Source organism: uncultured Polaribacter sp., from assembly GCF_947497695.1.
Classification (GTDB): Bacteria; Bacteroidota; Bacteroidia; order Flavobacteriales; family Flavobacteriaceae; genus Polaribacter.
Window position 1 is genome coordinate 1 of the sequence record NZ_CANMHM010000009.1, and the last position, 26,060, is coordinate 26,060.

Here is a 26,060-nt window from a genome sequence, read left to right on the forward strand (position 1 = left end):
TTTTATACAGTTTTGTCTTTTCGACCTTTTGGGAGAAATCACATAAAGTTGCTCTATTTTGTATTCTCTTCTTTATGTGACTTCTCACGCTGTTCGAAGTGACAATTGTTTTAGGTTTGTTGTATTTTCTTAACCATCTCGAATAACTAACTTCGCGTTAAGGATTACTCATACTTTAATATTTTTTTGAAATCGTGAATGCTTCGCATTTGAAGCAATTGTTTGAGCTCTTTTTTGTTTTTCACAAAAAAAGCGAGTGCGAAAGCCTGACCCTTTTGGGGAACGCCCAAGAAATAATATGAGTTTTTATTTTTTATATGAGCCTTTTTGGTAAAATTTTTTATTTATGATTTGATGGTAAATCAACATCACAAATGATATCTTTGCGTTTTTAAAATTTACACCCATGTTACAAGTACAATTTATTAGAGACCACCAAGAAACTGTTTTAGCTGGTTTGGCAAAACGTAATTTTGCGAATGCTAAAACGATTATAGAGCAGGTTTTAACGACCGATGAAAATAGAAGAGCAACACAAGTTGAGTTGGATAATACATTGGCAGAATCTAATAAAATATCTAAAGAAATTGGTGGTTTGTACAAATCTGGAAAAGCACAGGAAGCAAATGTTTTAAAAGAAAAAACGGTTCTGCTAAAAGAAAAATCTAAAGAACTTGGAGAACGTTTTAATAGTATTTCTGATGATTTACAAGCGTTGTTATATCAAATACCAAATATACCTCACAGTTCTGTAAAACCAGGAACTTCTGAAGAGGATAATGAGAATATTTTTAGTGAAGGTACAATTCCTGATTTGGGAGAAAATGCTTTGCCTCACTGGGAATTGGCTAAGAAATACGATATTATAGATTTTGAATTAGGGAATAAAATTACAGGTGCTGGTTTCCCTGTTTATAAAGGAAAAGGTGCAAGATTACAACGTGCTTTGATCAACTATTTTTTAGATAAAAATATAAAAGCTGGGTATACAGAAGTGCAAGTGCCACATTTGGTAAATGAGGCTTCTGCAACTGCTACTGGGCAATTGCCAGATAAAGATGGGCAAATGTATCATGCTACTGTAGATGATTTGTATTTAATTCCTACTGGTGAAGTGCCAATAACAAATATGTTTCGTGGTAATTTAATGCAAGAAACAGAATTTCCTATAACTGTTACTGGTTATACACCTTGTTTTAGACGAGAAGCTGGTAGTTATGGTGCTCATGTGAGAGGTTTAAACAGATTGCATCAATTTGATAAAGTAGAAATTGTTAGAATTGAACATCCAGATAATTCTTACCAAGCTTTAAACGGAATGGTAGAACATATTAAAGGTATTTTAAGAGAATTAAAATTACCTTACAGAATTTTACGTTTGTGTGGAGGAGATACTGGTTTTACAGCTGCTTTAACATTCGATTTTGAATTGTTTTCTACGGCTCAAGACAGATGGTTAGAAATTAGTTCTGCATCTAATTTTGAAACTTTTCAGGCAAATAGATTAAAATTACGTTTTAAAAACAAAGAAGGAAAAAGCGAATTGGCACATACTTTAAACGGTAGTTCTTTAGCTTTACCAAGAGTTTTAGCAGGTATTTTAGAAAACTACCAAACTGCAGATGGTATTGTAATACCTGATGCTTTAGTGCCTTATTGTGGGTTTTCTATGATAGATTAAATTTGATAAGTAGCAGTTTTTAGTTGTCAGTATTCAGTCTAAAACTGACTGCTTACTGAACACTGCATACCAACTTTAATTCGCAATAACTGCAATCATTAATCGTTTGTATTTATTCATTTCTAAAAGCGAGTTTAAATACTCGCTTATTTGTCCTTTTTTCATAAACTTAATTGAGTTGTTTTTTGCAGCTTGGTATTTTTGTGAAAAAGTAGTCATCTTCTTAAAATTTGATTTGTTATTTATACATTATTCAAGTTCCGTGCCAAAAATTTAAAACAGTGTATTTTATAATTGATTGGTTTCATAGAAATTAACAATTATCTTGAGTATCTTTGATTTGAAATGAAAAAACTATTTATACTTATTTTTTTTACTATCAGCAGTTTTACTGTTGCACAAAACGCTGCACAAAACGATTATCTTTTAGCTGAAAGCTACTACAGAGAAGGTGAGTATGAAAAAGCAACTCAGATTTATAAAAACCTATATTCTAAAAGTACTTTTAATACTACGTATTTAAAACGATTAATTTCTTGCTACCAAGAAACAGATCAATTTTTAGAGGCAGAAAAATTATTAAAATCGAACTTAAAAAAAGACGCCAAACAGCATTTTTTATATGTGTTTTTAGGGTATAATTATGAGCGTCAACAATTAAAAGAACTCGCTACTAAAAACTATCATTTAGCCTTAAAAGCTATTGGTAAAAAAACACGTTATGGAGGTGTTATTGGAAAAGCTTTTAAAGAATACAACCTTTTAGACTATGCAATTTTAGCCTATGAAAAAATTATGGCAGAAAATGAAAATGCGAATTATAATTTTCAAGTTGCAGAAATTTATGGAGAAAAAGGGGACTTCAAAAAAATGTTTGAGGCCTACATTAATATGATTGATAAAAACGAAAGCTTTTTTAATATTGTACAAAGATATACTAGTAAATATATTACTGATGATGCAGAAAACGAAGCCAATATTTTATTTAGAAAAACACTTTTAAAAAAATCTGCTAGCAACCCAAAAGATATTTGGAATGTGTTGTTGAGTTGGTTATTTACCCAACAAAAAGACTATAACAAAGCATTGATTCAAGAAAAAGCTTTGTATCAAAGAAACGCATCTGATTTAACAGCTATATTTAGTTTAGGCAAGATTGCTTTTGAAAACAAAAATTATGAAGCATCAAAAGATTGTTTCGATTTTATCACTCAAAAAACCACATTTGCAGAAGAACAAGTAGAAGCGTTTTTATACATCGCTAAAATTGCTGTTGCTACCAATAATCCTGATACAGAAAAATTATTTCAGTCTTTATTTAGTAGGTTTGGTAAAAATAAATATACCATTCAATTACAGGTAGCTTATGCAGATTTTTTAACCTTTCAACAAAACAAACCTAATGAAGCAAAGGTTATTTTAGAAGAAGCTTTATCATTTTCTAATTCTAAATTTGATAAAGCAAGAATTAAATTAAAATTAGGAGATATTTTAGTATTTACAGGCAAATACAACAAAGCTTTAATTTATTTTTCTCAAATACAAACACAGTTAAAAAATCACGAACTAGCACAACAAGCTCGTTTTAAAGTTGCCCAAACAAGTTATTTTAAAGGAGATTTTACTTGGGCAAAAGCTCAATTAAAAGTTTTAAAAAGTGCTACTTCACAATTAATTGCAAATGATGCTTTAGAGTTGTATTTAACCATTATAGACAATGAACCTGTAGATTCTATTCCTTCTGGATTGATACAATATTCTAAAGCAGCATTGTTATCTTTTCAGAATAAAAATCAACAAGCAATTGATACTTTAAGTACGATTGATCAAAAGTTTAAAGGTCAGCCAATTGAAGATGAAGCATTGTTTAAAAAAGCAAAATTATATGTTAAACTGAATCAGTTTGAGGCTGCAATTACAAATTTTGAAAAAGTAATTGCATTAAATACTGAAGGCATTTTAATTGATGATGCTTATTATGAATTGGCAGAGTTGTATAAAAATCAATTAAACAACCCAGAAAAAGCATCAGAATACTATCAAAAGATTATTTTTGATTATTCTTCTAGTATTTACCTAGTTGATGCTAGAAAAAAATATCGAAAATTAAGAGGAGACAATATTTAGTGGGTGGTTTCTGGTTGATGGTTTTTAGCCTGAGTTAATCAGAATAACTAAAAAGAGTCAATTTTTAACCAAAAACTAATAACTAATAACTAAAAGCTAAAATGTACATATACAACGTAACTATAAATATTGATGAAAGCGTCCATTTAGAATGGCTCACTTGGATGGAAACTCACATTTTAGAGGTATTAAACACAGGCAAATTTATATCAGCAAAACTAACAGAGGTTTTGGTGGAAGAAGAAATGGGTGGCAGAACCTATTCTATACAATATACTGCAAATACAAAAGAAGATTTAGACGATTATTACAAACACGATGCCGAAAAATTGCGTGGAGAAAGTCTTCAAAAATTTGGCGATAAAATGTTAACTTTTAGAACAGAATTAAGGTTGATTAAAGAGTTTTATCCTACAAGTGTGGGGAATTAGAAACTAATTTCAACTCCTAAAGAAAAAGTATTAATTTTAGAAACAGCTAACTTATAATGCTCATATCCAGAAGAAATTCTATAGTTTTTTATATGATATTTTAAAAGCAATTTTGTGTTTCTAATCGATTCTTGATGAATGGTTGTCCATTTATGAGAACCCACTAAACTAATTGGCTTTTTTATAAATATTTCTCCTCCAAACCCAAAAGTAAAACCAGTTTCGTTCACATTATTTGCTATATGTGTTGCTCCTAAACCAAACCATGCATCAAAACGTTGTGTTCTAATTCTGTAGTATTTTAAAAGTGCGGAATACATATTAAAAGAATCTTTTTTACCCTCTACTTTTTCTAAAAAAGTGGTGTAATTTATATCAATCGCAAAACGTTTTAAAAAACGAAAGTTTACTCCTAAATCATTGCCATATAGGTTTTTATTTTCGATTAAAATGTGATTATAAATATCAAATCTTGTAATTTTATAGTTTATAGAATCTGTATAAATAAAATTGCCAGATTTAGACTCTTTATAAGGATAATTAGATATTTCTGCATTGTGCATTTTTCCTTCCTTTTCAAATTCAGACTCTATTGCAACACCATAAACTGTATACTTTGCTATCTCCCAGAAAAAACCAGCGAAAATTGAACCAAAAAAAGACTCATTATCATTATTATTTGCAGAAGAACTTCTTGAAGATTTATTTGTTTTAATTGATGTTGAACTTGAAGAGGAACTTTTTAAGCTCTCTTTTGCTTTCTCTAGTTTTCCCTCTTGTGAAAATCCTTTGAAGCAAATTATAGAGAATAATATTGATAAAACAAGTAAATTTTTAGTCATTTAGGGCGATTTTTAAAAAGCCAAACTGACCAAAAATTATGCCGAATTAACTGTATCTTTGTTTTTTCAGAAGCATAAAAAACAAAAACTGTGTCAGTTAAAGCAAAAAAACATTTAGGTCAGCATTTTTTAACAGATGAAAGCATTGCAAAAGATATTGCAGATGCCTTATCTGGCAATGGTTATGATGATGTCTTAGAAATTGGCCCAGGAATGGGTGTTTTAACAAAGTATTTATTGCTTAAAAAGCCTAAAGTTACAGTTATGGAATTAGACAGAGAATCTGTTGCTTATTTGCATGACACTTTTCCTTTAGAACATATAAAACTAGATACATCAAAAGAACATTTTGAAATTATAGAAGGCGATTTTTTAAAGAAAAACATTCAAGGTATTTTTAATAAAAAACAAGTAGCTATTATTGGTAATTTTCCCTATAATATTTCTACACAAATTGTTTTTAAAGCCATTGAAAACAGAGCGTTTGTACCCGAATTTGCAGGCATGTTTCAAAAAGAAGTTGCTATGAGAATTGCAGAAAAAAAAGGCAGCAAAGTATATGGAATTTTATCTGTTTTAACACAAGCATTTTTTGATGTTGAGTACCTTTTTACGGTACCACCAACTGTTTTTAATCCGCCACCAAAAGTAGATTCTGGCGTAATAAGATTCGTTAGAAAACAAGATTATTCACTTCCTGTAGAAGAAAAATTATTTTTTAGAGTGGTAAAAACAGCATTTAATCAACGTAGAAAAATGTTACGTTCTAGCTTAAAATCTTTCAATCTTTCGGATTCTTTAAAAGAAGAACCTATCTTTGCAAAAAGACCAGAACAATTATCGGTTCAAGAGTTTATTTCACTCACGCAAAAACTAGCAAATAATGCCATTTGAAATCTCAGACGACTTTCTAGATAACCTTTCAGAATTAATTGCAAAAGACCAATCAAAAGAAATTACAACTTTATTTGAAGACGTCCATTTTGCAGATATTGCTGAGGTTTTAGACGAGTTAGATTTCGATGAAGCTATTTACATTATTAAACTTTTAGATAGTGAAAAAACATCTGAAATTCTTACAGAATTAGAAGATGACATTCGAGAAAAAATCCTAGAAAATTTATCTGCCAAAGAAATTGCCAATGAAATTGGCGAAATGGATTCTGATGATGCTGCAGATATTATTGGAGAACTTTCCGTTGAACGTCAAGATAGAGTTATCAAGGCCTTAAATGATGAAGAATTAGCTGCAGATATTAAAGAACTTTTATCTTACGAAGAAAATACTGCTGGTGCTTTAATGGCAAAAGAATTGGTAAAAGTTTATGAAACTTGGACAGTTGCAGGTTGTATGCGTAGAATTCGTGGACAAGCTAAAGAAGTAACCAGAGTACATTCTATTTATGTGGTCGACAAACAAGATAAATTAGTTGGACGCTTGTCTTTAAAAGACTTAATTATTGCCAAGTCAGATCAAAAAATAGCAGACATTTCTAAAGATTCTGTAGATTCTGTAAACGTAGATGAAGATGATGAAGAAATTGCCAAAATTATGGCAAAATACGATTTAGAAGCCATACCTGTTGTAGACAAAAACAATGTTTTAGTGGGTAGAATTACTATTGATGATATTGTAGATGTTATTAGAGATGAAGCTGACAAAGATTACCAAATGGCAGCTGGTTTTTCTAAAGATGTAGAAGTAAATGATACTATTTGGGAGTTAACAAAAGCACGTTTACCTTGGTTAATTTTAGCCCTTTTTGGCGGTTTTATTTCGGTATCAGTTTTAGGAAGTTTTGATGGTGCCATGAAAAACTATCCAGAACTATTTTTCTTTACACCTTTAATTGCTGCCATGGCAGGTAATGTTGGTGTACAATCGTCTGCAATTATTGTACAAGGTTTGGCAAACGATAGTTTAAGAGGCTCACTTTTTAAACGACTTTTAAAAGAAATTTTACAAGGTTTATTAAACGGATTTGTTTTAGCAGCCTTATTAATGTCTGCAGGAATGTTGTTTCTTGGTTTTCCTTTAAACTTAGGTGTTACAGTAGCTGCATCGCTAATTTCTGTAATTATAATCGCTTCTATTATTGGTACATTTATCCCTATTATTTTAGCCAAAAGAGGTATAGATCCTGCATTGGCAACAGGCCCTTTTATTACCACAAGTAATGATATTTTAGGAATTTTAATTTACTTTTCTATTGCACAATTGGTGCTGGGCTTTTAATTTTTTTTAGAAGCTATTTCCAGCTTTCAGCACTCGCTTTTTTTGCCTGAAAAAGGCAAAAAAGAGCTCAAACAAATGCTTCAATCTGGGCTAAGCCTATTTGCTAACTTTTAGCTTTTTTATAAGTTATTCCTTTTTTAGAAACGATACTTAGTTACATATCATAAAGGTCAATTGTTAAAAAAGAGCGATAGCAAAAAACAACATCCTTTTTAAAAAATAACTTTTGCGAATCTCTTTGTTTTCTCTATGAAATTCAGAGTAATTACTCACTTTTTTACCTTAAATACTTCTTATCAACATAAAAAGTACCAAAAGGAATTACAGAAGCAATTAAAACGATTCCTAAAGTTTTGTTGTTCCAATTCATTTCTTTTTTAATAATAAAAGCCAAAACAATATATAGCATAAAAAGAATTCCATGAGGCATTCCTAACATTTTTACATAACTAGCATCTCCTTGTGTGTATTTAATGGGTACTGCAATAAAAAGTAATAATAAGTAAGAAATTCCTTCTAATAAGCTTACAATTCTAAAGATGTTTTTCATTTTTATAAAGTATTAAAAATTAGATGACAAAGATACATTTTGAATTACTATTTTTGTGGATGTATGCAGAGAACTTCAATTAAAATTACATCAGAAAAATTAGATTTACAAGAATGCTATCGTTTTGTAGAAGATGCTTCTTGTGGAGGTATTTCAGCATTTATAGGAACTGTTAGAAATGATACTCAAGGAAAAGAAGTTACACAGTTAGATTTTTCTACCTACAAACCAATGGCAATTAAAGAAATGCAAAAAATTGCAGATGTAACGTTAGAAAAATTCAATATAAAAAAAATAGCCATTCATCATGCAGAAGGAATGTTGCAAATAGGAGAAATACCAGTAATAATAACGGTTTCTTCTAAACATAGAAAAGCAGCCTTTGAGGCTTGTGAATTTGCTATTGATACCTTAAAAGAAACAGTACCAATCTGGAAAAAAGAACACTTTTCTGATGGTGAAGTTTGGGTAAATGCACATCCGTAATTTTAGTTTTTGAGCAGGCATTAATTATCTGAATTTTTAATATTAAACTTAAAAAAACTTTGTTTTCTATATCACTTCTTTGTAGTTAATTTTTCAGTTAAGACAAAAGTGTGAAACTGAAAACTAATTACTTAGCATAGCGACTCTGCAACCATAAATAAAATTGCAATCCAAATAAAATAGCACCAGACATTAAATGTATTGCTTGTGTTCCAATAGGTATTGCAGCATAGTACATTAAAATACCAGTTATTGCTTCTAAGAATATTAAAAAAAGTATCCAATTTAATAATTTATAGCCTAGGTTTTTAATTTGGTTTAGGTAGAACATTGCTAAGTTTACCAAAACAATTGCAATGGTAAAAGATCTGTGAAAATAAAAATTAAGATTGGCATTCATTAGACTATGGTTCTTATTTTCAAAACCATATAATTTTACTTGTTCATCTATAAATTGCCTTACTTGAGTTCCCATTGCAATTTGTACTAATGAAAAAATTACAGATATAATTAGTAGTTTATTAAAAACAGTATTGTATTTAAAATTTGTTTTTTTGTCTGAAATTATAAATTTTAACCACAGTAAAAGTGCAATTATAATTAAGCCAACTACCATGTGAATGGTAATAATTTCTGGTTTTAAGTTAGTATCTACCACTGTTTTACCTAACCAAGCTTCAAGTAGCATTAAAAAGAAGGCACCAAAAGCTAAAAGAGGAATTCTTTTGTCTGTTTTTCTTAGTTTAAATGCTCCATAAATTAAAAATAAGAATACAAAACCTGCTAAAACAGAAACCAGTCTATTAATATATTCTGTCCAAGTATGAAAAACATTGAAAGTATTATAATCGTGTTTAACGTATTTTTTCCAGTTTTTTTGATTAAAGTTTGCTGCTGTTTTTAAATCTTTTTCTGCAACATATAAGGTTTCATTTTTAATAATGATAAAGCCTTTTTTAAATTCGGTATTTGGTTTCCAAGTAATTTGTTGTTCAGAAGTTGGTGGAGTGTAATAACCAAAACACTTTGGCCAATCAGGGCATCCCATTCCAGAACCTGTCATTCTAACAAAAGAACCTGCTAAAAAAATTAGATATACAGATAGAATAGCAATTTGTGTGGTTTTTAAGAATTTACTTTTCATCACTAATAAATTTTTTACAAAAATAAGGCAAAAAAAACAGGCTTAAAATTTTTTAAACGACTTGTTGTTATGTGAAAAAAATCTAAATAAGGTATTTGTAGTTTAATTTGTTTCTATTTTAGAAAAAGGCATAAAAAAAAGTCACTTAAATATTAAGCGACTTTCTGTTTCTTTCAAAGAATTTAAAGAAGTAGTAATTAGATAACTCTAACGTCTACAGCATTTAAACCTTTTCTACCTTCTTTAAGGTCAAATTCTACTGCATCGCCTTCTCTAATTTCGTCAATTAATCCTGATACATGTACAAAGTACTCTGTGTTTGAATCATCTTCTGTTACAAATCCAAATCCTTTAGATTCGTTGAAGAATTTTACGGTTCCTTTTTTCAAAATAAAATAATATAAATTGTTAATAATACTACAAATATAGCAATATAATAATTGGTATTGCAATAATGTTGTTTAAAATTATTTTGTTTAATCTTCAACGAAAATTTAAGTATTGAAAATTAAATTTTAGTGCTATTATCTATAATTTTAATTATCTTTGATTAATATTTAAGAATGTCAATAAACATAGTGCTTGTAGCGATTTTTATTTTGTAAAATATTAATAAACAGGTTTTTAAAAATTTATTTTTTAAATGTTAAAATTTTAAAAAAAAGGCATTTTGTTAAAAACTTCAAGGAGTTTGTGAATAACTATAACTTTCATTTTGGAGCAAAAAACGCAATCTTTGTAGAGCCACTATATTACATTTAACCAACTCTTAAACAAATCTAACAAACATGGAAATTACACAAATAATAAAAAGAGATTCCGAAATAACCAATTTTGAATTAGATAAAATTACTAGAGCTATAGAAAACGCTATGCTTTCTGTAGATAACGGAACTAGAGAAGATGCTATTGCAATTACCAATATTGTAAATGGTACTTTGTTAGAAAGGAAATTAAATGAGCCCAATTATACCCCTACAGTAGAGCAAATACAAGATATTGTAGAGTTTAAGTTAATGGACAGCCCTTTTCATGATGTAGCCAAAGCATATATTTTATATAGGAATGAGCAAACAAGAAATAGAAAGAAAAATATTTTTGAGAAAAGGTTAAATTTAAAGCCTTATGATTATCCTGCTTTAAATGAATATGTAGATGCTATTAGGCACTCTTATTGGATACATACAGAGTTTAATTACACCAGCGATATTCAAGATTTTAAAGCTACACTTACTAAAGTAGAGCAAAATGCTATTAAAAACACAATGCTTGCAATTTCTCAAATAGAAGTTGCTGTAAAGACTTTTTGGGGAGATATTTATAAAAAAATGCCAAAACCAGAAATTGGTTCAGTAGGCTCTACATTTGCAGAAAGTGAAGTACGTCATCACGATGCATATTCTCACTTACTAGAAATTTTAGGTTTAAATAACGAGTTTAAAAACTTAAAGAAAAAACCTGTAATAATGAAACGTGTTAATTACTTAGAAAACGCGTTGAAAAATGTAAATAGTGAAGACAATAAAGAATTTTCAGAATCTATCATTTTATTTTCTTTGTTTATAGAGCATGTATCTTTATTTTCTCAGTTTTTAATTATCATGGCTTTTAATAAGCATAAAAATGTATTAAAAGGTATTTCTAATGTTGTAGAAGCTACTTCTAAAGAAGAGCAAATACATGGTGATTTTGGAATTGATGTTATTAAAATTATCAAAGAAGAAAACCCAGATTGGTTTAATGAAGACCATGCTTTAATGGTACAAGAAACTTGTAAAGAGGCTTATGAGTCTGAGAGTAAAATAATTGATTGGATTTTTGAAGAAGGTGAATTAGATTTTTTACCTAAAAATGTAATTAAAGAATTTTTAAAGAATCGTTTTAACAACTCTCTAACAAGCATTGGAATTACCAAAATATTTGATGTAGATCAAGTATTATTATCTGAAACAGATTGGTTTGACGATGAAATTATTGGAACAAAACATGGAGATTTCTTTGTAAAAAGATCTATAAACTACAGTAAAAGAACGAAAAGTATAACCAGCGACGACTTATTTTAAACTATGATCCCTAACAAACTAAAGACTTCCGAACTTACAGAGCACGAAAAATTAATACAAGCTACAAATATTGCTAGAGAAAAAATGCTAAAAGAAAAAAATAAACCAGATATAGCCTGGTTAACAGAAAATAGTCGTAAGTTTTTACAGTCTGGTTATTTAACTGGGAACACAACGCCTGAAGAAAGAATACGCGAAATAGCAGATAATGCAGAAGGTATTTTAAAAATTAAAGGTTTTTCTGATAAGTTTTATAAATACATGGCTGCAGGATACTTTTCTTTAGCATCGCCAGTTTGGTCTAACTTTGGAAAAAAAAGAGGCTTACCTATTAGCTGTTTTGGTTCTCATGTAGCAGATGATATGGGAGATATTTTATTTTCTCAATCAGAAGTTGGTATGATGTCTAAATTAGGAGGTGGAACTTCTGGCTACTTTGGCAAGTTACGTGAAAGAGGAGCAGATGTAAAAAACAATGGTTCATCATCTGGTTCTGTACACATTATGCAATTGTTTGAAAAAATGGTGGATGTTGTTAGTCAAGGTTCTGTAAGACGTGGACGTTTTTCTCCTTACTTACCAATTGATCATCCAGATATTAAAGAATTTTTAGAAATAGGTACAGAAGGAAACCCAATACAAGAGTTAACACATGGTGTAACTGTAAGTGATGAGTGGATGCAATCTATGGTTGATGGTGATGTAGAAAAAAGAAGTATTTGGGCAAAAATATTACAAAGAAGAGGAGAAATTGGATATCCTTATATACTTTTTAGAGACAATGCAAATAATGGAACGGTAGATGTTTACAAAGACAAAAACCACGAAATTTATGCAAGTAACTTATGTACAGAAATCATGCTTCCTTCTAATGAAGATTGGTCTTTTGTATGTTGTTTATCATCAATTAACTTGGTGCATTATGACAAATGGAAAGATACAGATGCAGTAGAAACATTGGCATATTTTTTAGATGCAGTAATGCAAGAGTTTATCAATAAATTGGATGTTTATAGAGATTCTCCACATAGAGACGATCAGTTTACGTTCCGTTTTATGGAAAAAGCTTATAATTTTGCAAAAGACAATAGAGCTTTAGGTTTAGGTGCTTTAGGATGGCACTCTTTATTGCAATCTAAAATGTTACCATTTGATAGTGCAGAAGCTTATGCGTTAAATAGCGAAATATTTAAGGTAATTAAAGAAAAATCATACAAAGCCTCTGAAGAGATGGCAAAAATGTATGGTGAACCAGCAGTTTTAAAAGGTTATGGAAGACGTAATGCTACTTTGAATGCAGTTGCCCCAACTACATCATCTGCATTTATTTTAGGACAAGTATCACAGGGTATTGAGCCAATTTGGTCTAATATTTATGTAAAAGACATTGCTAAGATAAAAACAACTATTAAAAACCCTGTTTTAGAACAACTTTTAGAAGAAAAAGGTCAAAACACATCTGAAATCTGGAAAAGTATTAGAGATAATGATGGTTCTGTACAACATTTAAGCATCTTAACTGAACATGAGAAAGAGGTATTTAAAACCTATTCTGAAATAGATCAAAATGTAATTGTATATCAAGCAGCAAACAGACAAAATCATATAGATCAAGGGCAATCTATCAACGTAATGGTACATCCAGATATGCCAATTAAAGAAGTAAATGCAGTGTACATAAATGCATGGAAATTAGGCGTAAAATCTATGTATTACCAACACAGTATGAATGCTGCACAGAAATTTAAGCAAAAGAAAGAATGTGCTTCTTGCGAAGGATAGTATATATTTTTTATTATTAGAGATACAAAGAGAAGCTGAAAAGCTTCTCTTTTTTTGTAAAACTAATTAATAAAAAAGCAGGTAAACTAATACGCATGCAATTTTATAGATAATCGATGTAAAATAATTACTTGAGTTAATTCAAAATGATATAAAAAAAGTTAAACGTTTACTTTTTTAGCAGCAGATCTTAAAATAAAATACCCTAAAATTGCTGAGATTAACGAGCCTAAAAGAATACCAATTTTAGCAGAACTTATGTATTCTGGAGAAGAAACAAAAGCCAAACCTGCAATAAAAATTGCCATGGTAAAACCAATACCAGCAATAAATGAAACGCCAATTATTTGTTTAAAATTTATATCTATTGGTATCTGAACCAAGTTTAATTTTTTTGCTATAAGAACAACTAAAGGAATTCCTAGTCCTTTACCTAGCACCAAACAAATGATAATGTTTATAACTAAAGGAATTTCTATTGCTACAGAGCTATCAATTAAAACACCTGCATTTGCCAACGCAAAAACAGGAATGATAAAGTAGGCAACCCAACCATGCAAAACATGCTCTAAATGCTGTAAAGGAGATTGAAATTTGCTACTCCAATCTTCTAAATCATCTAAATGCTCAATTTGCTCTTTAGATAATATTGGTTTTTTAAGGTTGGTTGCATTCTTAATATCTGTATAAATTTTTTCTAATTGAGTAGCAAAGGTTGCTACATCTATTTTTTGTCTTATAGGTACAGAAAAGGCTAATAAAATACCAGCAACTGTTGGATGAACACCAGATTTTAAAAATAATAACCAAACAATAATTCCTACAAAAAACAGTAAAAATTTAGAATAAAACCCTTTGTAAGATATAAAGTATAAAACGGCTAGTAAACCTAAACCAAACAATAATAGCGTAGTTTTAATAGCACCACTATAAAAAATTGCTATTACCAAAACAGCTTCAATATCATCTACAATAGCAAAAGCAATTAGAAAAATTTTAAGACTCAAAGGAACACGTTTTCCTAGGGCATTTAAAACGGCCAAAGAAAAAGCAATATCTGTTGCCATTGGTATGCCCCAACCTTTAAAAGTTTCTGGGTTTTGGTTTAGCAGCATATATAGAGCAACAGGAACAATAACACCACCTAAAGCACCAAATAAAGGAAATGCTAATTTTTTTAAAGAGTTTAACTCGCCTATTAATACTTCTCTTTTAATTTCTAAACCAATTAAAAAAAAGAAAATTGCCATTAAACCATCGTTAATCCAAAGTATTAATGGTTTTTTAAGCTCAAAGGTTTCACTTGTAATACCTATTTCAAAGTTCCAAAGTGCGTTATATGTATCTCCAAAAGCAGAATTTGCCCAAATTAGAGCAATAATGGTGCTTAAAAGTAATAGAATTCCACTAAAACCTTCAATTTTTACAAATTTTTGAAATGGGGTAAGAACTATTTTTTGAATCATAGATTTAATTTAAATAAACAGCTTCAAAAACTGCTAGAGAAGCTTGTTTGCCAATATTTAAAAATAAAATATCGTTTGTTATTGTATAATTGTTTACTGTGTTTAAAACGTCTAAAAAAGTTTGTTCATCGGTATTAGGACAAAACATTTTAGTCGATGCTATTTCACCAAATTTTATTCTATTGCCTTCATCTAAAATGTATTCGCCATTTATAACATTACAACCAGCAAAACCAGTAAATCTATTATCTTTTGTTTTTAAAGTGATATAAATTTCTCGTTTTTGATTTTCTACCATTTTAACTTTTTTACCTTTTAAGGTTTTTAATTTCCAATACTTTTCTGTGATTGTATTAGAAGCAGTATCATTGTTGTTTTTAATACTATTACAGCTCATAATAGTTGTACAAATAACGATTAATAAGAGTATTTTAATTTTCATAATTAGAAAAGTAATTATAAAAAGCAATATAGTAATATTCTAACAATTAAAAATAGCTTCCTTTTTTAGTAATTTTATCAACCTAAAAAATAATAGTTTGTATTTTTACGTTTTAAACCTTACAATTTATACAGAGATGAACTGGGAACAACTCCTTTCTTTAAAACGCTTTGGCGATACACAAAAACGCCCTAGAGCAACGCAAGATGAAACCCGTTTAGGTTTTGATGTAGATTTTGATAGAATCATTTTTTCATCGGCATTTAGAAGCTTGCAAGACAAAACACAAGTAATTCCGTTATCTGAAACCGATTTTGTGCACACGCGTTTAACACATAGTTTAGAGGTTTCTGTAGTGGGTAGAACTTTAGGTAGAAGAGTTGGTAAAGTGTTATTAGAACGTCATCCTAATTTAGTAGATCTAGGCTATACTTTTAACGATTTTGGAGCAATAACTGCAGCAGCTTCTGTAATGCATGATATTGGAAATCCGCCTTTTGGGCATTCTGGAGAAAAAGCCATTGGAGAGTATTTTAAAACAGGAAAAGGTGTAAAATATAAAGACCAATTGTCTGATGTTGAATACCAAGATATCATCGATTTTGAAGGAAATGCTAATGGATTTAAAATTTTAACAGAATCTAGAGAAGGCATTTCTGGAGGATTACGTTTAAGTTATGCTACTTTAGGAGCCTTTATTAAATACCCAAAAGAGAGTCTTCCTAAAAACCCAACAAATCATATTGTAGATAAAAAGTATGGTTTTTTTCAATCAGAAAAGACAGCATTTTTAGAAGTGGTAGAGGATTTAGGGATGAAACAAAAATCTACTTCAGCAATTTCATTTTATAGGCATCCTTTGGCTTATTTAGTAGAAGCAGCAGATGATATTTGTTACACAATTATAGATTTTGAAGACGGAATTAATTTGGGTTTAATTGATGAAGAGTTTGCGTTAGAATATTTAATAAAGCTAGTAAAAGATACCATTGATAGTAAAAAATACCATTCATTAAAACATAAAACAGATAGGGTAAGTTATTTACGTGCTTTGGCAATTGGTGTACTAATTAATGAAGCTGTAGATATTTTCTTAGAAAATGAAGTAGCTATTTTAAACGGAACTTTTGAGAAGTCTTTACTAGATAAATGTAAATACGAAGCCCAAATAAATGATATCATAAAAATTAGTGTAGAAAAAATTTATAATAGTACAGAGGTTGTAGAAAAAGAAATTGCAGGTTATAGAATTATTGCCGATTTGTTAGATGTTTTTGTTACTGCTCTAAACAATAAATTTAATGGTACTACTTCTAATTTTGATGAACTTGTTTTAAATTTATTACCAGAAGAATATCAAACAGACCTAGATAATTTATACAATAGAATCATGCAAGTTTGTAGCTATGTTTCTAGAATGTCTGATAGTTATGCGATTAGAATGCATAAAAAGATGACAGGGAATATTGTTTCTTAAATTTTTTTAATTTCATTATTTCTAATAATAACCTATAATTTTGTCTTTTCGACGTCAAGAGAAATCACATAAAGTTACTCAACTTAGCATTATCACTGTTATGTGACTTCTCATTGTTTAGAAGTGACAAGTTTGAATATTGTTATTTATACTCCGTTTAGACTTTTATCCCTATTTAAACTCATAAAAAAAGCCTTGATACATATAAACGTATCAAGGCTTTTTATTAGAAATTTTTGTTTATTTTACATTTAGTTTGTCACGCTGAAAGCGTCTCACGCAAGCGTAAGTAAACTTATATTACAACCCATAACGCAAACCAAACAAAATATTACTTGGTGGCATGGGTACAAAGCCAGATTCTATATAATCTGCATTAAAAATATTGTTTGCAGTTATTGTAAAACTAAACTTATGTACATCTACAATTACAGAAGCATCCCAAACATTATAACTTGTACCAATAGTACGTTCTGCATGTTTGTAGATAATATTTTGTCTTATGTTTTTAAAGAATTTAGATGAAAAACGAGTTGTAAATTGATGTTTTAAGGTGTTTAAAGAATAACGAGATAAATCTTTATTTTGATCTAAAATATCATCATTTAAATACGTGTAACCAAAATTTAAAGTTTGATGATACGCTGCTAATTTAAAATTATAATTTCCTTCAAACTCAAAGCCTTGAGTGTTTACTTCTGCAATATTTGTTGCTGTAAATTTACTAATACCTGTATTTGGTCTAATATAATCTATTAAATTATCTGAATCTCTATTAAAAATAGCGATAGCACCAGAAAAACGAGTATCATTATATTTTAAACCTATTTCTTGTGCAAAAGCACTTTCTGGTTCTAAATTTTCGTTTCCAGAAGTTACAGGATCACTGTAATATAGATCTGTAAAAGTTGGCACTCTAAAAGTATAACCAACATTACCATAGGCTTTTAAGTTATCTGAAATTTGTATACCTATATCCAACCCAGGAAACGCATTAAAATCGAAATCAGAAAAGTAAGTAACAGCAACTCCTGGAGTAATATCTATTTTATCGCCTAATTTAAAAAGGTGTTCTAAAAATAAATTAGCCATATTTCTATCTCTATCTCCTAAGTTATTACTTGCAATTGAAAAGCGAGAAATATCGATTCCAAAACCTGTAACACCTAAATCTGATGTATAAGAAACATTTGTTTCAAAGCCAACTTTGTTGGTAATATGTAAATTTCTAAAAAAACTAGGATCGTCTCTTTTTAATAAGAACATATCTTGTCCTCTTCTCCAATAAACTCTTGGTGTAATTTTAAATTTTTCTGATTTAAAAGTTGTAGAAACCCCCAATAAACTATTTTCAGTTTCTTCATACTCGTTCCAAGCAGGGTTTGTTGTGTAAAAGTTTTCTGCACCAAAATCTTTATCAAAAAAAGTAGCAATTATTTCTATCGCTTGTTTTTTCTTATTTAAAATGGTTTTTAAAAAAAAGTTTTTATTTTCATAATCAGAGTTATTTCTGTAGCCATCAGAAGTTAATGCCCCAACATGTGCAATAAAAGAGGCGTTTTCATAATCTACACCAAAAGTTGCAGAACTATTTAGTTGCCCAAAAGAACCAGTTTCTACGTTTATAGAAGCAGTATTTGTTAATTTATTTTTAGTTACAATATTTATGGCTCCTGTAAAAGCATTCTGACCAAAAATTCTTGCTGCAGGTCCTTTAATAATTTCTATTCTTTCAATAACTTCTATTGGTAAAGCTGCATTCATGGTATGATGTCCTGTTTGTGCATCATCCATTTTAATACCGTCAATTAACAATAATGTTTGGTCAAAACCACCACCTCTAATAAATAAATCTGCTTGTGCACCACCAGTTCCTCTTCTTCTAATATCTACTCCAGCAACTTGTTGTAACAAGTCTGCAACATTTGTAGCGGCACTATTTTTTATTGCTGTTGATGAAATAATATTGATGGTTCTAGAATTTTCTTTAAAAGGCAAATCTATTCTGGTAGATTTTATTAGAACAGTATCTAAGGCTTGTATTTCTTTTTTTTCTTGAGAAAATAGCTGAATTTGCAATATTAAAAAGGCAATAATTGGTAATTTACTTTGTATCATTTTTTTTAGTTTAAAAACGATACAAAAGTCGTAACTTTCTGAACTATTAAGCTAGTCCAGTTTTAAAATGATAGATAGTCCGGAATTTGCAATTTTTAAACAATTATTACCTTTTGATAGGTCTATTGCACAACCTGTTTACAGTCAGGTTTCGCAACAAATTATCAATGCAATTCAGCGAAACTATTTAACAAAAGGAACTCAACTACCAGGAACCCGTGTTTTAAGCAATATTTTAAACATCCATAGAAATACTGCAGTTGCTATTTATGATGAATTAGCCTCACAAGGTTGGGTAAAAATTATTGCAAATAAAGGTACGTTTGTTTTAGATCCAAAGCAAAAATCAACCAAAAAAAGAACCGTTTCTACAACCATAAATAAGGCATATTCTTATGCAAAAAAAACAGGTTTTTCATTTCAAGAATCATTTCACTTGGCTTCTACTGCCACTTTAGTTGATGTAAAATATGCTATTAATGATGGCAAACCAGATTTACGATTACATCCAGTAAATCAATTTACGAGATGGTATAGTGCTGCTATGAAAAGAAAAACGCTGATAAAAAAATGGAACAATGCTAATGTTTCTTCACTTTTATTATTTGAAACACAATTGTGTAATTATTTAAATGTAACTAGACGTTTACACATTAATCCTAAAAACATTATTAGTACAAGAAGTACAGAAATGAGTTTGTACATTGTTTGCCAGTTATTAATAAAGCCAAACGATGTAATATTAGTTGGTAATTTAAGTAATTATGCTGCAAATATGACTTTTCAGCAAGTTGGTGCTACTATAAAAACAATTCCGGTTGATACAAATGGTTTGGATATTTCATACATAAAAAAACATTTCATCAAAGGTAAAATTAGGGCAATTTATGTTTCTGCAAATAGAGATTACCCAACAACCGTTAGTTTAAGTGCTAAACGCAGATTAGAATTGATACAATTAGCAAAAGAATATGGTTTTGCTATTATTGAAGACGATTTTGATTACGATATACAGTTTGATGGTGCTGCAATGTTGCCAATGGCAAGTATAGATGAAAATGGAATGGTTATTTACTTAGGTAAATTGGGGCAATCTTTATTTCCTAGCTTTCAAACAGGTTTTGTAATTGCCCCAGAAAATTTAATTAATGAGGCAAAAAATTATTTGTATTTATTAGATGAACAAGGAGATTTAATTCAGCAACAAATGCTTTCTGAATTAATTAATGAAGGTGAAATTTATAGGTTGATGAAAAAAAATATTGTTGTTTATCAACAAAGACGCGATTATTTGTGTGCACTATTAAAAACACATTTTTCTAAAATTGCAATTTGGAAAATTCCTTCTGGCGGATTGGCTATTTGGTTAGAGTTTCAGGTTAAAATATCACTAGTAAAACTAGCAGAAACAGCCCAAAAAAACGATTTATTTTTACCAAAAACCATTTTATATCAAGATAAAAACACCTGTGCTATTCGTTTTGGTTTTGGACATTTGAATATTGAAGAAATTGAAATTGTGATAGGAAAACTTAAAAAAGCTTATAATTCTATTGTTAGAGATACTGCTTTTTTAACAGATTAAGATATTAACAAAACTCATTTCGCCTTTTATTTTATGCTATTTTTACAACATGTTTGCACTCGTAGATTGTAATAATTTTTATGCTTCTTGTGAGCGAGTTTTTAACCCAAACTTGCAAGGAAAACCTGTTGCTATTTTAAGTAATAATGATGGTTGTGTAATTTCTATGAGTGATGAGGCTAAGGCTTTGCAACTGCCTTTTGGTGCACCTATTTTTAAGTACGAAGCTTTTTGCAAAGCAAATAATATTACTGTTTTATCATCTAACTACCCTTTGTATGGAGATATGAGTGCCAGAGTAATGAATATTCTTGCCGATTTTTCTCCAGATATAGAAGTCTATTCTATAGACGAATCTTTTTTAGAATTAAAAGGATTTGATAATTATAATTACGCAGATTATGCTACTAAAATGCGTAGCCGAATTTTAAAATGGACAGGCATACCAACTTGTGTTGGCATTGCACCAACCAAAGCATTGAGCAAAGTAGCCAATAAAATTGCACGTTCTAACCTAAAACAATCTAAAGGCATTTGTATTATAGATTCTGATGAAAAAAGAATTAAAGCTTTAAAATGGACAAAAATTGGCAAAGTTTGGGGAATTGGTAGCCAATTAAAAAAACGTTTAGAAGCTAAAGGAGTAGAAACTGCATACGATTTTACACAATTGCCTAGTGATTGGGTTTTAAAAAATTTTTCTATTGTAGAATGGCGTTTGCAAAAAGATTTACAAGGCATTTCTAAAATTCCGTTAGAAGAATATATTTCTTCAAAAAAAATGATTGCTACTACAAGAAGTTTCGAAAACACGTATTCAGATATCGATAATATAAAGGAACGTATTTCTACTTTTGCTAGTCATTGTGCTAAAAAATTACGCGAACAAAAATCGAATTGCCATACAATTACCGTATTTTTAAGAAGCAATCGTTTTGATAAAAATCAAGCTTATTTAAAAGAAAACAGCACTGTTATTTTAAGTTATCCAACAGATTCTACCTTGGTCATTTCTAAAGCTGCAATAGAAGCTGTAAAAACTATTTTTAAAAAAGGAATTAAATACAAAAAAGCAGGTGTTATTATTTCTGGTTTGGTGCCTAATGATAATTTTCAATTGAATTTATTTTCATCAGAAAATCCAAAACACAAACCATTAATGTCTGCAATAGATGGTTTAAATAAAAAGTTTAAAGCAGATAAAATAAAATTAGGAAACCAAGATTTAAAACGCACTTGGAAAATGAAGCAAGAACGATTGTCTGGAAGGTTTACAACAAATATTAAGGATGTTTTTCTAGTAAAATAAACGAACATTATGAATAATAATTATAAAACTTTGGCTGTTTTTGAATACTCTACAGAAGCACATGTTGTAAAATCTAGGTTAGACTCAGAAGGTTTGCTAACCATGTTAATGGATGAGAAAACAATAGACGCAGATCCATTTATAAGCAATGCAATTGGAGGCGTAAAATTATTGATTCATTATAAAGATTTTGAGAAAGCTGCAGCAATTTATAACGAAATTAGAATTTATCAAAAAGATAAAAATGGCAATGCTATTTCTTGTACTAACTGCAGTTCTAACAGAATATTAGTCGCACCAATTCAAAGAAAAAATATGTTTTATATGTTGTTTCCTTTCTTTGAAAAAAGAAGATATATTTGTAATAATTGTAAAACTATTTTTTAATTAATTATATTTTTAAAAAAAAGTTATAACTTACTATTAAATGAAAACATCTAAAACACTTACTTTTTTTACACCAAAAATATCTTCTGGTAACGGAGCTATTTTGGTTGATGTTGGTATTGCTGCTGGCTTTCCTTCTCCTGCAGATGATTTTAGAGAAACTAGAATTTCTCTAGATGATGAACTGATTCAGAATAAAGACGCTACTTTTTTTGCAAAAGTAAAAGGGCAATCTATGATTAATGCTGGTTTAGATGATGATGATTTATTAGTAATTGACAGAAGTTTAGAACCTACCAACAATAAAATTGCCGTTTGTTTTTTAGATGGCGAGTTTACTGTAAAACGCTTACGTGTAGAAAAAAATGAAGTTTGGTTACAACCAGAAAACCCTAATTACCCAGTTATAAAAATTACAGAAGAAAACGATTTTATGATTTGGGGCATTGTAACAAGCGTGATTAAAAAAGTTTAAAACTCTAAAATATAACATATTTATAATGGCAAATAAAGTAATTGATATCAATGAAGCAACTATAAAAAAGTATGTAGAATCTTTACGACCAGAAGATCTAGAAATGAGAAAGCAAGTTGATATTGGGTATTCTTATGATGGAAAAGTGGTTATATTATACGAAATTCGTCCAGATTTTATGAATCCTAAAGAAAAGATACAACTAGAGTTTGCTAAATTTAGATATTACAAATCTAAAAAAGAGTGGAATTTATACTGGATGAAATCTGATGAAAAATGGCAACTTTACCAACCTTTTCCGGTTTCTACACATTTAGGAGAAATTATTGAAGTTATAAAAAAAGACAAACACGGTTGTTTTTTTGGGTAATTTTAGATAGTTACTTTTCTTAAATCAACTAAAATATAAACCTAGTTTTACTTTTTAAAGTCTATTCAGACCTTACAGGTTCTTGTATTGAACTCGATTCAGTATCTAAACCTGTGAGGTATTTTTTTGTAATCTATTTTTATCAAAAAATAGTAAAATTACCTTTTTTTAATGTTTTATTATTGTTTATCAATAATTTTTGTATGTTTGTAATCTCAAATACAAATTACTATGAAAAAAAATAAACTTTTAAATATTGCAATTGCTGCTTGTAAATGTATTCAGATTTTTTATGTATTAATGTTTATTGCTTTAACGGCTTTATTTGTACATGTTCAGATATCACCAGAGAGTTATAAAAAAAATCACTTTGGCCAAAATATTTCATCAGGTATAAACTTTGGAAATTCTATTCATTTTGGAAAGTATAAAAGTTGGAAAATTGATAGTAAAGCTGATGATAAAGAGGTGTTTACTTTAAATAAATTAAAAACTTCTTCTTTATATTTTATTTATTTTAAGCTTTCTGCTATCTTAATTTTTATTTTTTTAGCTATTAGAGAGTTTCAAAAAATAATGCAGTCTGCTAAAAACCATAAAACTTTCCAAGAAAATAATATTAAATCCTTTAGAAAAATAGGAAAATATATATTTATTATTTTTTTATTAACGAGTTTTGAAATCTTGGAATTTCAGCAGGGTGGTAAAAGTGGAATACGTATAGAATTTACATCTTTAATTTTAATGCTAATTTCTTTTATTATGGCAGAAATTTTTAAAGAAGGAAATTTGTTACAGCAAGAAAAAGATTTAACTATTTAGAATATGAAAGAAATTTTAGAACTAAAAAAGTCGATAAAATATTTATACACAATATTTTTTGTTGGTATAATAGTAGTATATCCCATTAAAGCTTTATTTGCTTTTATGGAGGATGATTTATCTTACCTTAGCATTTCAAATATTGAAATGTATTCTTCTTATTGGATTTGGATTATTTTTTTAATTAAATTTATAGCTATTCTTATTTTTATTATTGGTGTTTCTTATTTAATTAAAACCTTAAAAATAAAACAGATTAATGAAATTTTCAATGATGAAAAAATCAAACTATTTCATAAATCTGGAAAATTTTTTCACTATTCAGCTTTTGTTGGTACTTTTAAAATTTGGATTGATGTAATTAATGGAACATTCTCTGGTCTAAAATTGAATAATGACTTTCTTTTTATGCTATATTTTCTAATGATTATTGGATTTTTTCTAATCATATTTAGTAAAATCTTAGAAAAGGCAAAAGAAATTCAACAAGAAAACGATTTAACTATATAATATGCCAATCATCGTAAATTTAGATGTAATGCTTGCCAAACGCAAAATGCGGAGTAAAGAATTGGCAGAAATTATTGGCATTACTACGGCAAACTTATCTGTTTTAAAATCGGGCAAAGCAAAAGCGGTTCGTTTTTCTACTTTAGAAGCTATTTGTAAGGCTTTAGATTGCCAACCAGCAGATATTTTAGAATATAAAGAAGCGTAATTTAACACCCAGAGTTTTGTCATTCTGACGATAGGAGAAATAACATAAAGTAGCTCAAGTTTTGCGTTCTTTTCTTTATGTAATTTGTCATTAGAATCGAAGTGACAATTTTAGATGGATTTTATTACAATTACTCCTTGTTTAAATGCTTTTCAGCTACTTTTTCTAACTCTGCATACCAATCTTCTCCAAACTTTCTTATCAAAGCTTGTTTTACAAATTTGTAAACAGGTACTTGTAATTCTTTACCAAGAGTACAAGCATCATCGCAAATTTCCCATTTGTGGTAATTTACAGCAGCAAATTCGCTATATTCTTTTACTCTTACTGGGTATAAATGACAAGAAACAGGTTTTTTCCAGTCTATTTCGCCAGAATTATATGCTTCTTCAATAGCACAAAGAGCAGTATTTTTTTCATCAAAAATAACATAGGCACAATCTGCACCATTAATTAAAGGAGTTTCTAACTCTCCCCATTCACTAGTAACCCAAGTACCTTCTTTTTCTATAACAGCAATACCTTCTTTTCTTAAAAAGGGTTTTACTTTGGGATAAATAGCCTCTAAAATTTTAGTTTCCTCTTTATCTAGAGGTGCACCTGCTTCACCATCTACACAACAAGCACCTTTACATGCAGACAGATTACAAACAAAATCTTTTTCTATAATATCTTCTGATACAATCGTTTTTCCTAGTTGAAACATATTACAAAAATAGTCTTATTTTTTTCTATAACTTTACGTTTTTACAAACTAACTTTTCTGTTTTTGTAAATTATTCAAATATTATAGATTCTTATATTAAAACTTTTTTATTAAAATGAATTTTGATGTTATTATTGTTGGTGGAGGTGTAGCAGGATTGCAATGTGCATTAGTACTAGGTTCTGCAAAAAATAAAGATTTTGCAAAGGATAAAAATATTGGAATTATTACCCATCAAAAAACATCTCATTTGCAAGATGCATTGTTTAATAATGTATTAGGTTTGGCACCTAAAACTTTAGGAAAAGATATATTGGTTGAGGGTAAACAACAACTTTCTACTTTATATCCTCATGTTCATCAAATAGAAAGTGAAAAAGTTTTAGCAGTTTTAAACGATGAAAAAGGGTATCAGATTAAAACAAATAAAAATACCTACTTCAGTAAAATAGTTATTATTGCTTTAAATTACTCTAAGCCTTTCACAATAAAGGGTTTAGAATCGTTTATAATCCCTCATCAAAGAGCAAATCCTACAAAAGACAGAATTCAACTTAAAAACAAGCATCATCTTATAAAACAAGGTTTGTATTGTTGTGGCACAATTGCTGGTTTTAGAAGTCAGTTTGCAATTGCAGCAGGAAGTGGTGCAAGTGTTGCTACAGATATACTAACACTTTGGAATGATGATATTCCTACAAAAGTGCATGATAAGGCATGATGAAAATCATGTTTTAAACTTTTTTTCTTTTCTACTTTTATATCGAGTAATTAGTTAGATATCTTACTCTTTTACTCCATGACTATTTTTAGATAGCCTATTAATTTTTATACAAACTTAAA

27 protein-coding genes are annotated in these 26,060 nt (G+C 29.1%); 18 read left to right on the forward strand and 9 right to left on the reverse strand.

Annotation, left to right across the window (positions count from 1 at the left end):
• The first annotated feature begins 406 nt into the window (after positions 1-406).
• A complete protein-coding gene (gene serS / locus Q0731_RS09760) occupies positions 407-1,681 on the forward strand; it encodes a serine--tRNA ligase (protein ID WP_299063337.1) in 1,275 nt (424 codons plus the stop codon).
• Positions 1,682-1,756: 75 nt separating this feature from the next.
• Here serS and Q0731_RS09765 read toward each other — a convergent pair whose 3' ends face one another.
• Complete coding sequence (locus tag Q0731_RS09765) at positions 1,757-1,900, reverse strand: hypothetical protein (RefSeq protein WP_299063340.1); 144 nt, start codon at positions 1,898-1,900, stop codon at positions 1,757-1,759.
• Positions 1,901-2,026: 126 nt separating this feature from the next.
• Here Q0731_RS09765 and Q0731_RS09770 point away from each other — a divergent pair, with 126 nt between their 5' ends.
• Both Q0731_RS09770 and Q0731_RS09775 read left to right on the forward strand, forming a co-directional pair.
• Positions 2,027-3,808: a tetratricopeptide repeat protein gene (locus Q0731_RS09770; protein WP_299063343.1), complete on the forward strand. Its 1,782-nt coding sequence runs from the start codon at positions 2,027-2,029 to the stop codon at positions 3,806-3,808.
• Positions 3,809-3,909: 101 nt separating this feature from the next.
• Positions 3,910-4,239, forward strand: a complete 330-nt coding sequence (locus tag Q0731_RS09775; RefSeq protein ID WP_299063346.1) for a DUF4286 family protein — start codon at positions 3,910-3,912, stop codon at positions 4,237-4,239.
• Here Q0731_RS09775 and Q0731_RS09780 read toward each other — a convergent pair.
• Positions 4,236-5,081 carry a hypothetical protein gene (locus Q0731_RS09780; RefSeq protein ID WP_299063348.1) on the reverse strand — a complete coding sequence of 282 codons (846 nt, stop codon included), beginning with the start codon at positions 5,079-5,081 and terminating at the stop codon, positions 4,236-4,238. The two genes, Q0731_RS09775 and Q0731_RS09780, sit on opposite strands and share 4 nt — an antisense overlap.
• A 90-nt stretch (positions 5,082-5,171) precedes the next feature.
• Here Q0731_RS09780 and rsmA point away from each other — a divergent pair, with 90 nt between their 5' ends.
• Together rsmA and mgtE are read left to right on the forward strand one after the other, a co-directional pair.
• On the forward strand, positions 5,172-5,975 hold the full coding sequence (gene rsmA, locus Q0731_RS09785) for a 16S rRNA (adenine(1518)-N(6)/adenine(1519)-N(6))-dimethyltransferase RsmA (RefSeq protein WP_299063349.1): 804 nt from the start codon (positions 5,172-5,174) through the stop codon (positions 5,973-5,975).
• The gene (gene mgtE / locus Q0731_RS09790; RefSeq protein ID WP_299063352.1) at positions 5,965-7,317 is read left to right on the forward strand and encodes a magnesium transporter; all 1,353 of its coding nucleotides are present in this window, start codon (positions 5,965-5,967) and stop codon (positions 7,315-7,317) included. The genes rsmA and mgtE overlap by 11 nt, the downstream gene beginning before the upstream one ends.
• A 277-nt stretch (positions 7,318-7,594) precedes the next feature.
• Here the strand turns inward: mgtE and Q0731_RS09795 are convergent, their stop codons facing one another.
• Positions 7,595-7,867, reverse strand: coding sequence for a DUF3817 domain-containing protein (locus Q0731_RS09795; RefSeq protein WP_299063355.1), 273 nt, complete (start codon positions 7,865-7,867; stop codon positions 7,595-7,597).
• A gap of 63 nt (positions 7,868-7,930) precedes the next feature.
• Between Q0731_RS09795 and Q0731_RS09800 the strand changes: the two genes are divergently transcribed.
• Complete coding sequence (locus Q0731_RS09800) at positions 7,931-8,353, forward strand: molybdenum cofactor biosynthesis protein MoaE (protein ID WP_299063358.1); 423 nt, start codon at positions 7,931-7,933, stop codon at positions 8,351-8,353.
• A gap of 127 nt (positions 8,354-8,480) precedes the next feature.
• Here the strand turns inward: Q0731_RS09800 and Q0731_RS09805 are convergent, their stop codons facing one another.
• Positions 8,481-9,497, reverse strand: coding sequence for a COX15/CtaA family protein (locus Q0731_RS09805; protein ID WP_299063364.1), 1,017 nt, complete (start codon positions 9,495-9,497; stop codon positions 8,481-8,483).
• Positions 9,498-9,694: 197 nt separating this feature from the next.
• Complete coding sequence (locus tag Q0731_RS09810; RefSeq protein WP_036825331.1) at positions 9,695-9,886, reverse strand: cold-shock protein; 192 nt, start codon at positions 9,884-9,886, stop codon at positions 9,695-9,697.
• A gap of 399 nt (positions 9,887-10,285) precedes the next feature.
• Here Q0731_RS09810 and Q0731_RS09815 point away from each other — a divergent pair, with 399 nt between their 5' ends.
• Together Q0731_RS09815 and Q0731_RS09820 are read left to right on the forward strand one after the other, a co-directional pair.
• Positions 10,286-11,560 carry a ribonucleotide-diphosphate reductase subunit beta gene (locus tag Q0731_RS09815; RefSeq protein ID WP_299063367.1) on the forward strand — a complete coding sequence of 425 codons (1,275 nt, stop codon included), beginning with the start codon at positions 10,286-10,288 and terminating at the stop codon, positions 11,558-11,560.
• A gap of 3 nt (positions 11,561-11,563) precedes the next feature.
• The gene (locus tag Q0731_RS09820; RefSeq protein WP_299063371.1) at positions 11,564-13,342 is read left to right on the forward strand and encodes a ribonucleoside-diphosphate reductase subunit alpha; all 1,779 of its coding nucleotides are present in this window, start codon (positions 11,564-11,566) and stop codon (positions 13,340-13,342) included.
• Between the two features lie 161 nt (positions 13,343-13,503).
• Here Q0731_RS09820 and nhaA read toward each other — a convergent pair whose 3' ends face one another.
• Both nhaA and Q0731_RS09830 read right to left on the reverse strand, forming a co-directional pair.
• Entirely contained in the window at positions 13,504-14,808 is a 1,305-nt protein-coding gene (nhaA, locus tag Q0731_RS09825; RefSeq protein WP_299063374.1) for a Na+/H+ antiporter NhaA, read from the reverse strand.
• Between the two features lie 4 nt (positions 14,809-14,812).
• Positions 14,813-15,250, reverse strand: coding sequence for an META domain-containing protein (locus tag Q0731_RS09830; RefSeq protein WP_299063377.1), 438 nt, complete (start codon positions 15,248-15,250; stop codon positions 14,813-14,815).
• A gap of 136 nt (positions 15,251-15,386) precedes the next feature.
• Between Q0731_RS09830 and Q0731_RS09835 the strand changes: the two genes are divergently transcribed.
• Positions 15,387-16,727 (forward strand): deoxyguanosinetriphosphate triphosphohydrolase, encoded by a 1,341-nt coding sequence (locus Q0731_RS09835; protein ID WP_299063380.1) that lies wholly within the window; start codon positions 15,387-15,389, stop codon positions 16,725-16,727.
• Between the two features lie 300 nt (positions 16,728-17,027).
• Here the strand turns inward: Q0731_RS09835 and Q0731_RS09840 are convergent, their stop codons facing one another.
• Positions 17,028-18,845: a TonB-dependent receptor gene (locus tag Q0731_RS09840; RefSeq protein ID WP_299063382.1), complete on the reverse strand. Its 1,818-nt coding sequence runs from the start codon at positions 18,843-18,845 to the stop codon at positions 17,028-17,030.
• Positions 18,846-18,912: 67 nt separating this feature from the next.
• Between Q0731_RS09840 and Q0731_RS09845 the strand changes: the two genes are divergently transcribed.
• From Q0731_RS09845 to Q0731_RS09880, 8 genes are all read left to right on the forward strand, one after another.
• Positions 18,913-20,430, forward strand: coding sequence for a PLP-dependent aminotransferase family protein (locus tag Q0731_RS09845; RefSeq protein WP_299063385.1), 1,518 nt, complete (start codon positions 18,913-18,915; stop codon positions 20,428-20,430).
• 49 nt (positions 20,431-20,479) lie between these two features.
• Positions 20,480-21,739, forward strand: coding sequence for a Y-family DNA polymerase (locus Q0731_RS09850; protein ID WP_299063387.1), 1,260 nt, complete (start codon positions 20,480-20,482; stop codon positions 21,737-21,739).
• 9 nt (positions 21,740-21,748) lie between these two features.
• Positions 21,749-22,126 (forward strand): DUF2007 domain-containing protein, encoded by a 378-nt coding sequence (locus tag Q0731_RS09855; protein WP_299063389.1) that lies wholly within the window; start codon positions 21,749-21,751, stop codon positions 22,124-22,126.
• A gap of 40 nt (positions 22,127-22,166) precedes the next feature.
• Positions 22,167-22,601, forward strand: a complete 435-nt coding sequence (gene umuD / locus Q0731_RS09860; protein ID WP_299063392.1) for a translesion error-prone DNA polymerase V autoproteolytic subunit — start codon at positions 22,167-22,169, stop codon at positions 22,599-22,601.
• 25 nt (positions 22,602-22,626) lie between these two features.
• Positions 22,627-22,971, forward strand: coding sequence for a DUF3024 domain-containing protein (locus Q0731_RS09865; RefSeq protein ID WP_299063395.1), 345 nt, complete (start codon positions 22,627-22,629; stop codon positions 22,969-22,971).
• A gap of 231 nt (positions 22,972-23,202) precedes the next feature.
• The gene (locus tag Q0731_RS09870) at positions 23,203-23,793 is read left to right on the forward strand and encodes a DUF2975 domain-containing protein (protein ID WP_299063400.1); all 591 of its coding nucleotides are present in this window, start codon (positions 23,203-23,205) and stop codon (positions 23,791-23,793) included.
• Positions 23,794-23,796: 3 nt separating this feature from the next.
• Positions 23,797-24,303 carry a DUF2975 domain-containing protein gene (locus Q0731_RS09875; protein ID WP_299063402.1) on the forward strand — a complete coding sequence of 169 codons (507 nt, stop codon included), beginning with the start codon at positions 23,797-23,799 and terminating at the stop codon, positions 24,301-24,303.
• Between the two features lies 1 nt (position 24,304).
• A complete protein-coding gene (locus Q0731_RS09880; RefSeq protein WP_299063405.1) occupies positions 24,305-24,511 on the forward strand; it encodes a helix-turn-helix transcriptional regulator in 207 nt (68 codons plus the stop codon).
• A gap of 130 nt (positions 24,512-24,641) precedes the next feature.
• Here the strand turns inward: Q0731_RS09880 and Q0731_RS09885 are convergent, their stop codons facing one another.
• Positions 24,642-25,217 carry a DUF3109 family protein gene (locus Q0731_RS09885; RefSeq protein WP_299063410.1) on the reverse strand — a complete coding sequence of 192 codons (576 nt, stop codon included), beginning with the start codon at positions 25,215-25,217 and terminating at the stop codon, positions 24,642-24,644.
• 115 nt (positions 25,218-25,332) lie between these two features.
• Between Q0731_RS09885 and Q0731_RS09890 the strand changes: the two genes are divergently transcribed.
• Positions 25,333-25,938 carry an FAD-dependent oxidoreductase gene (locus Q0731_RS09890; RefSeq protein WP_299063412.1) on the forward strand — a complete coding sequence of 202 codons (606 nt, stop codon included), beginning with the start codon at positions 25,333-25,335 and terminating at the stop codon, positions 25,936-25,938.
• The last annotated feature ends 122 nt before the right edge of the window (positions 25,939-26,060 follow it).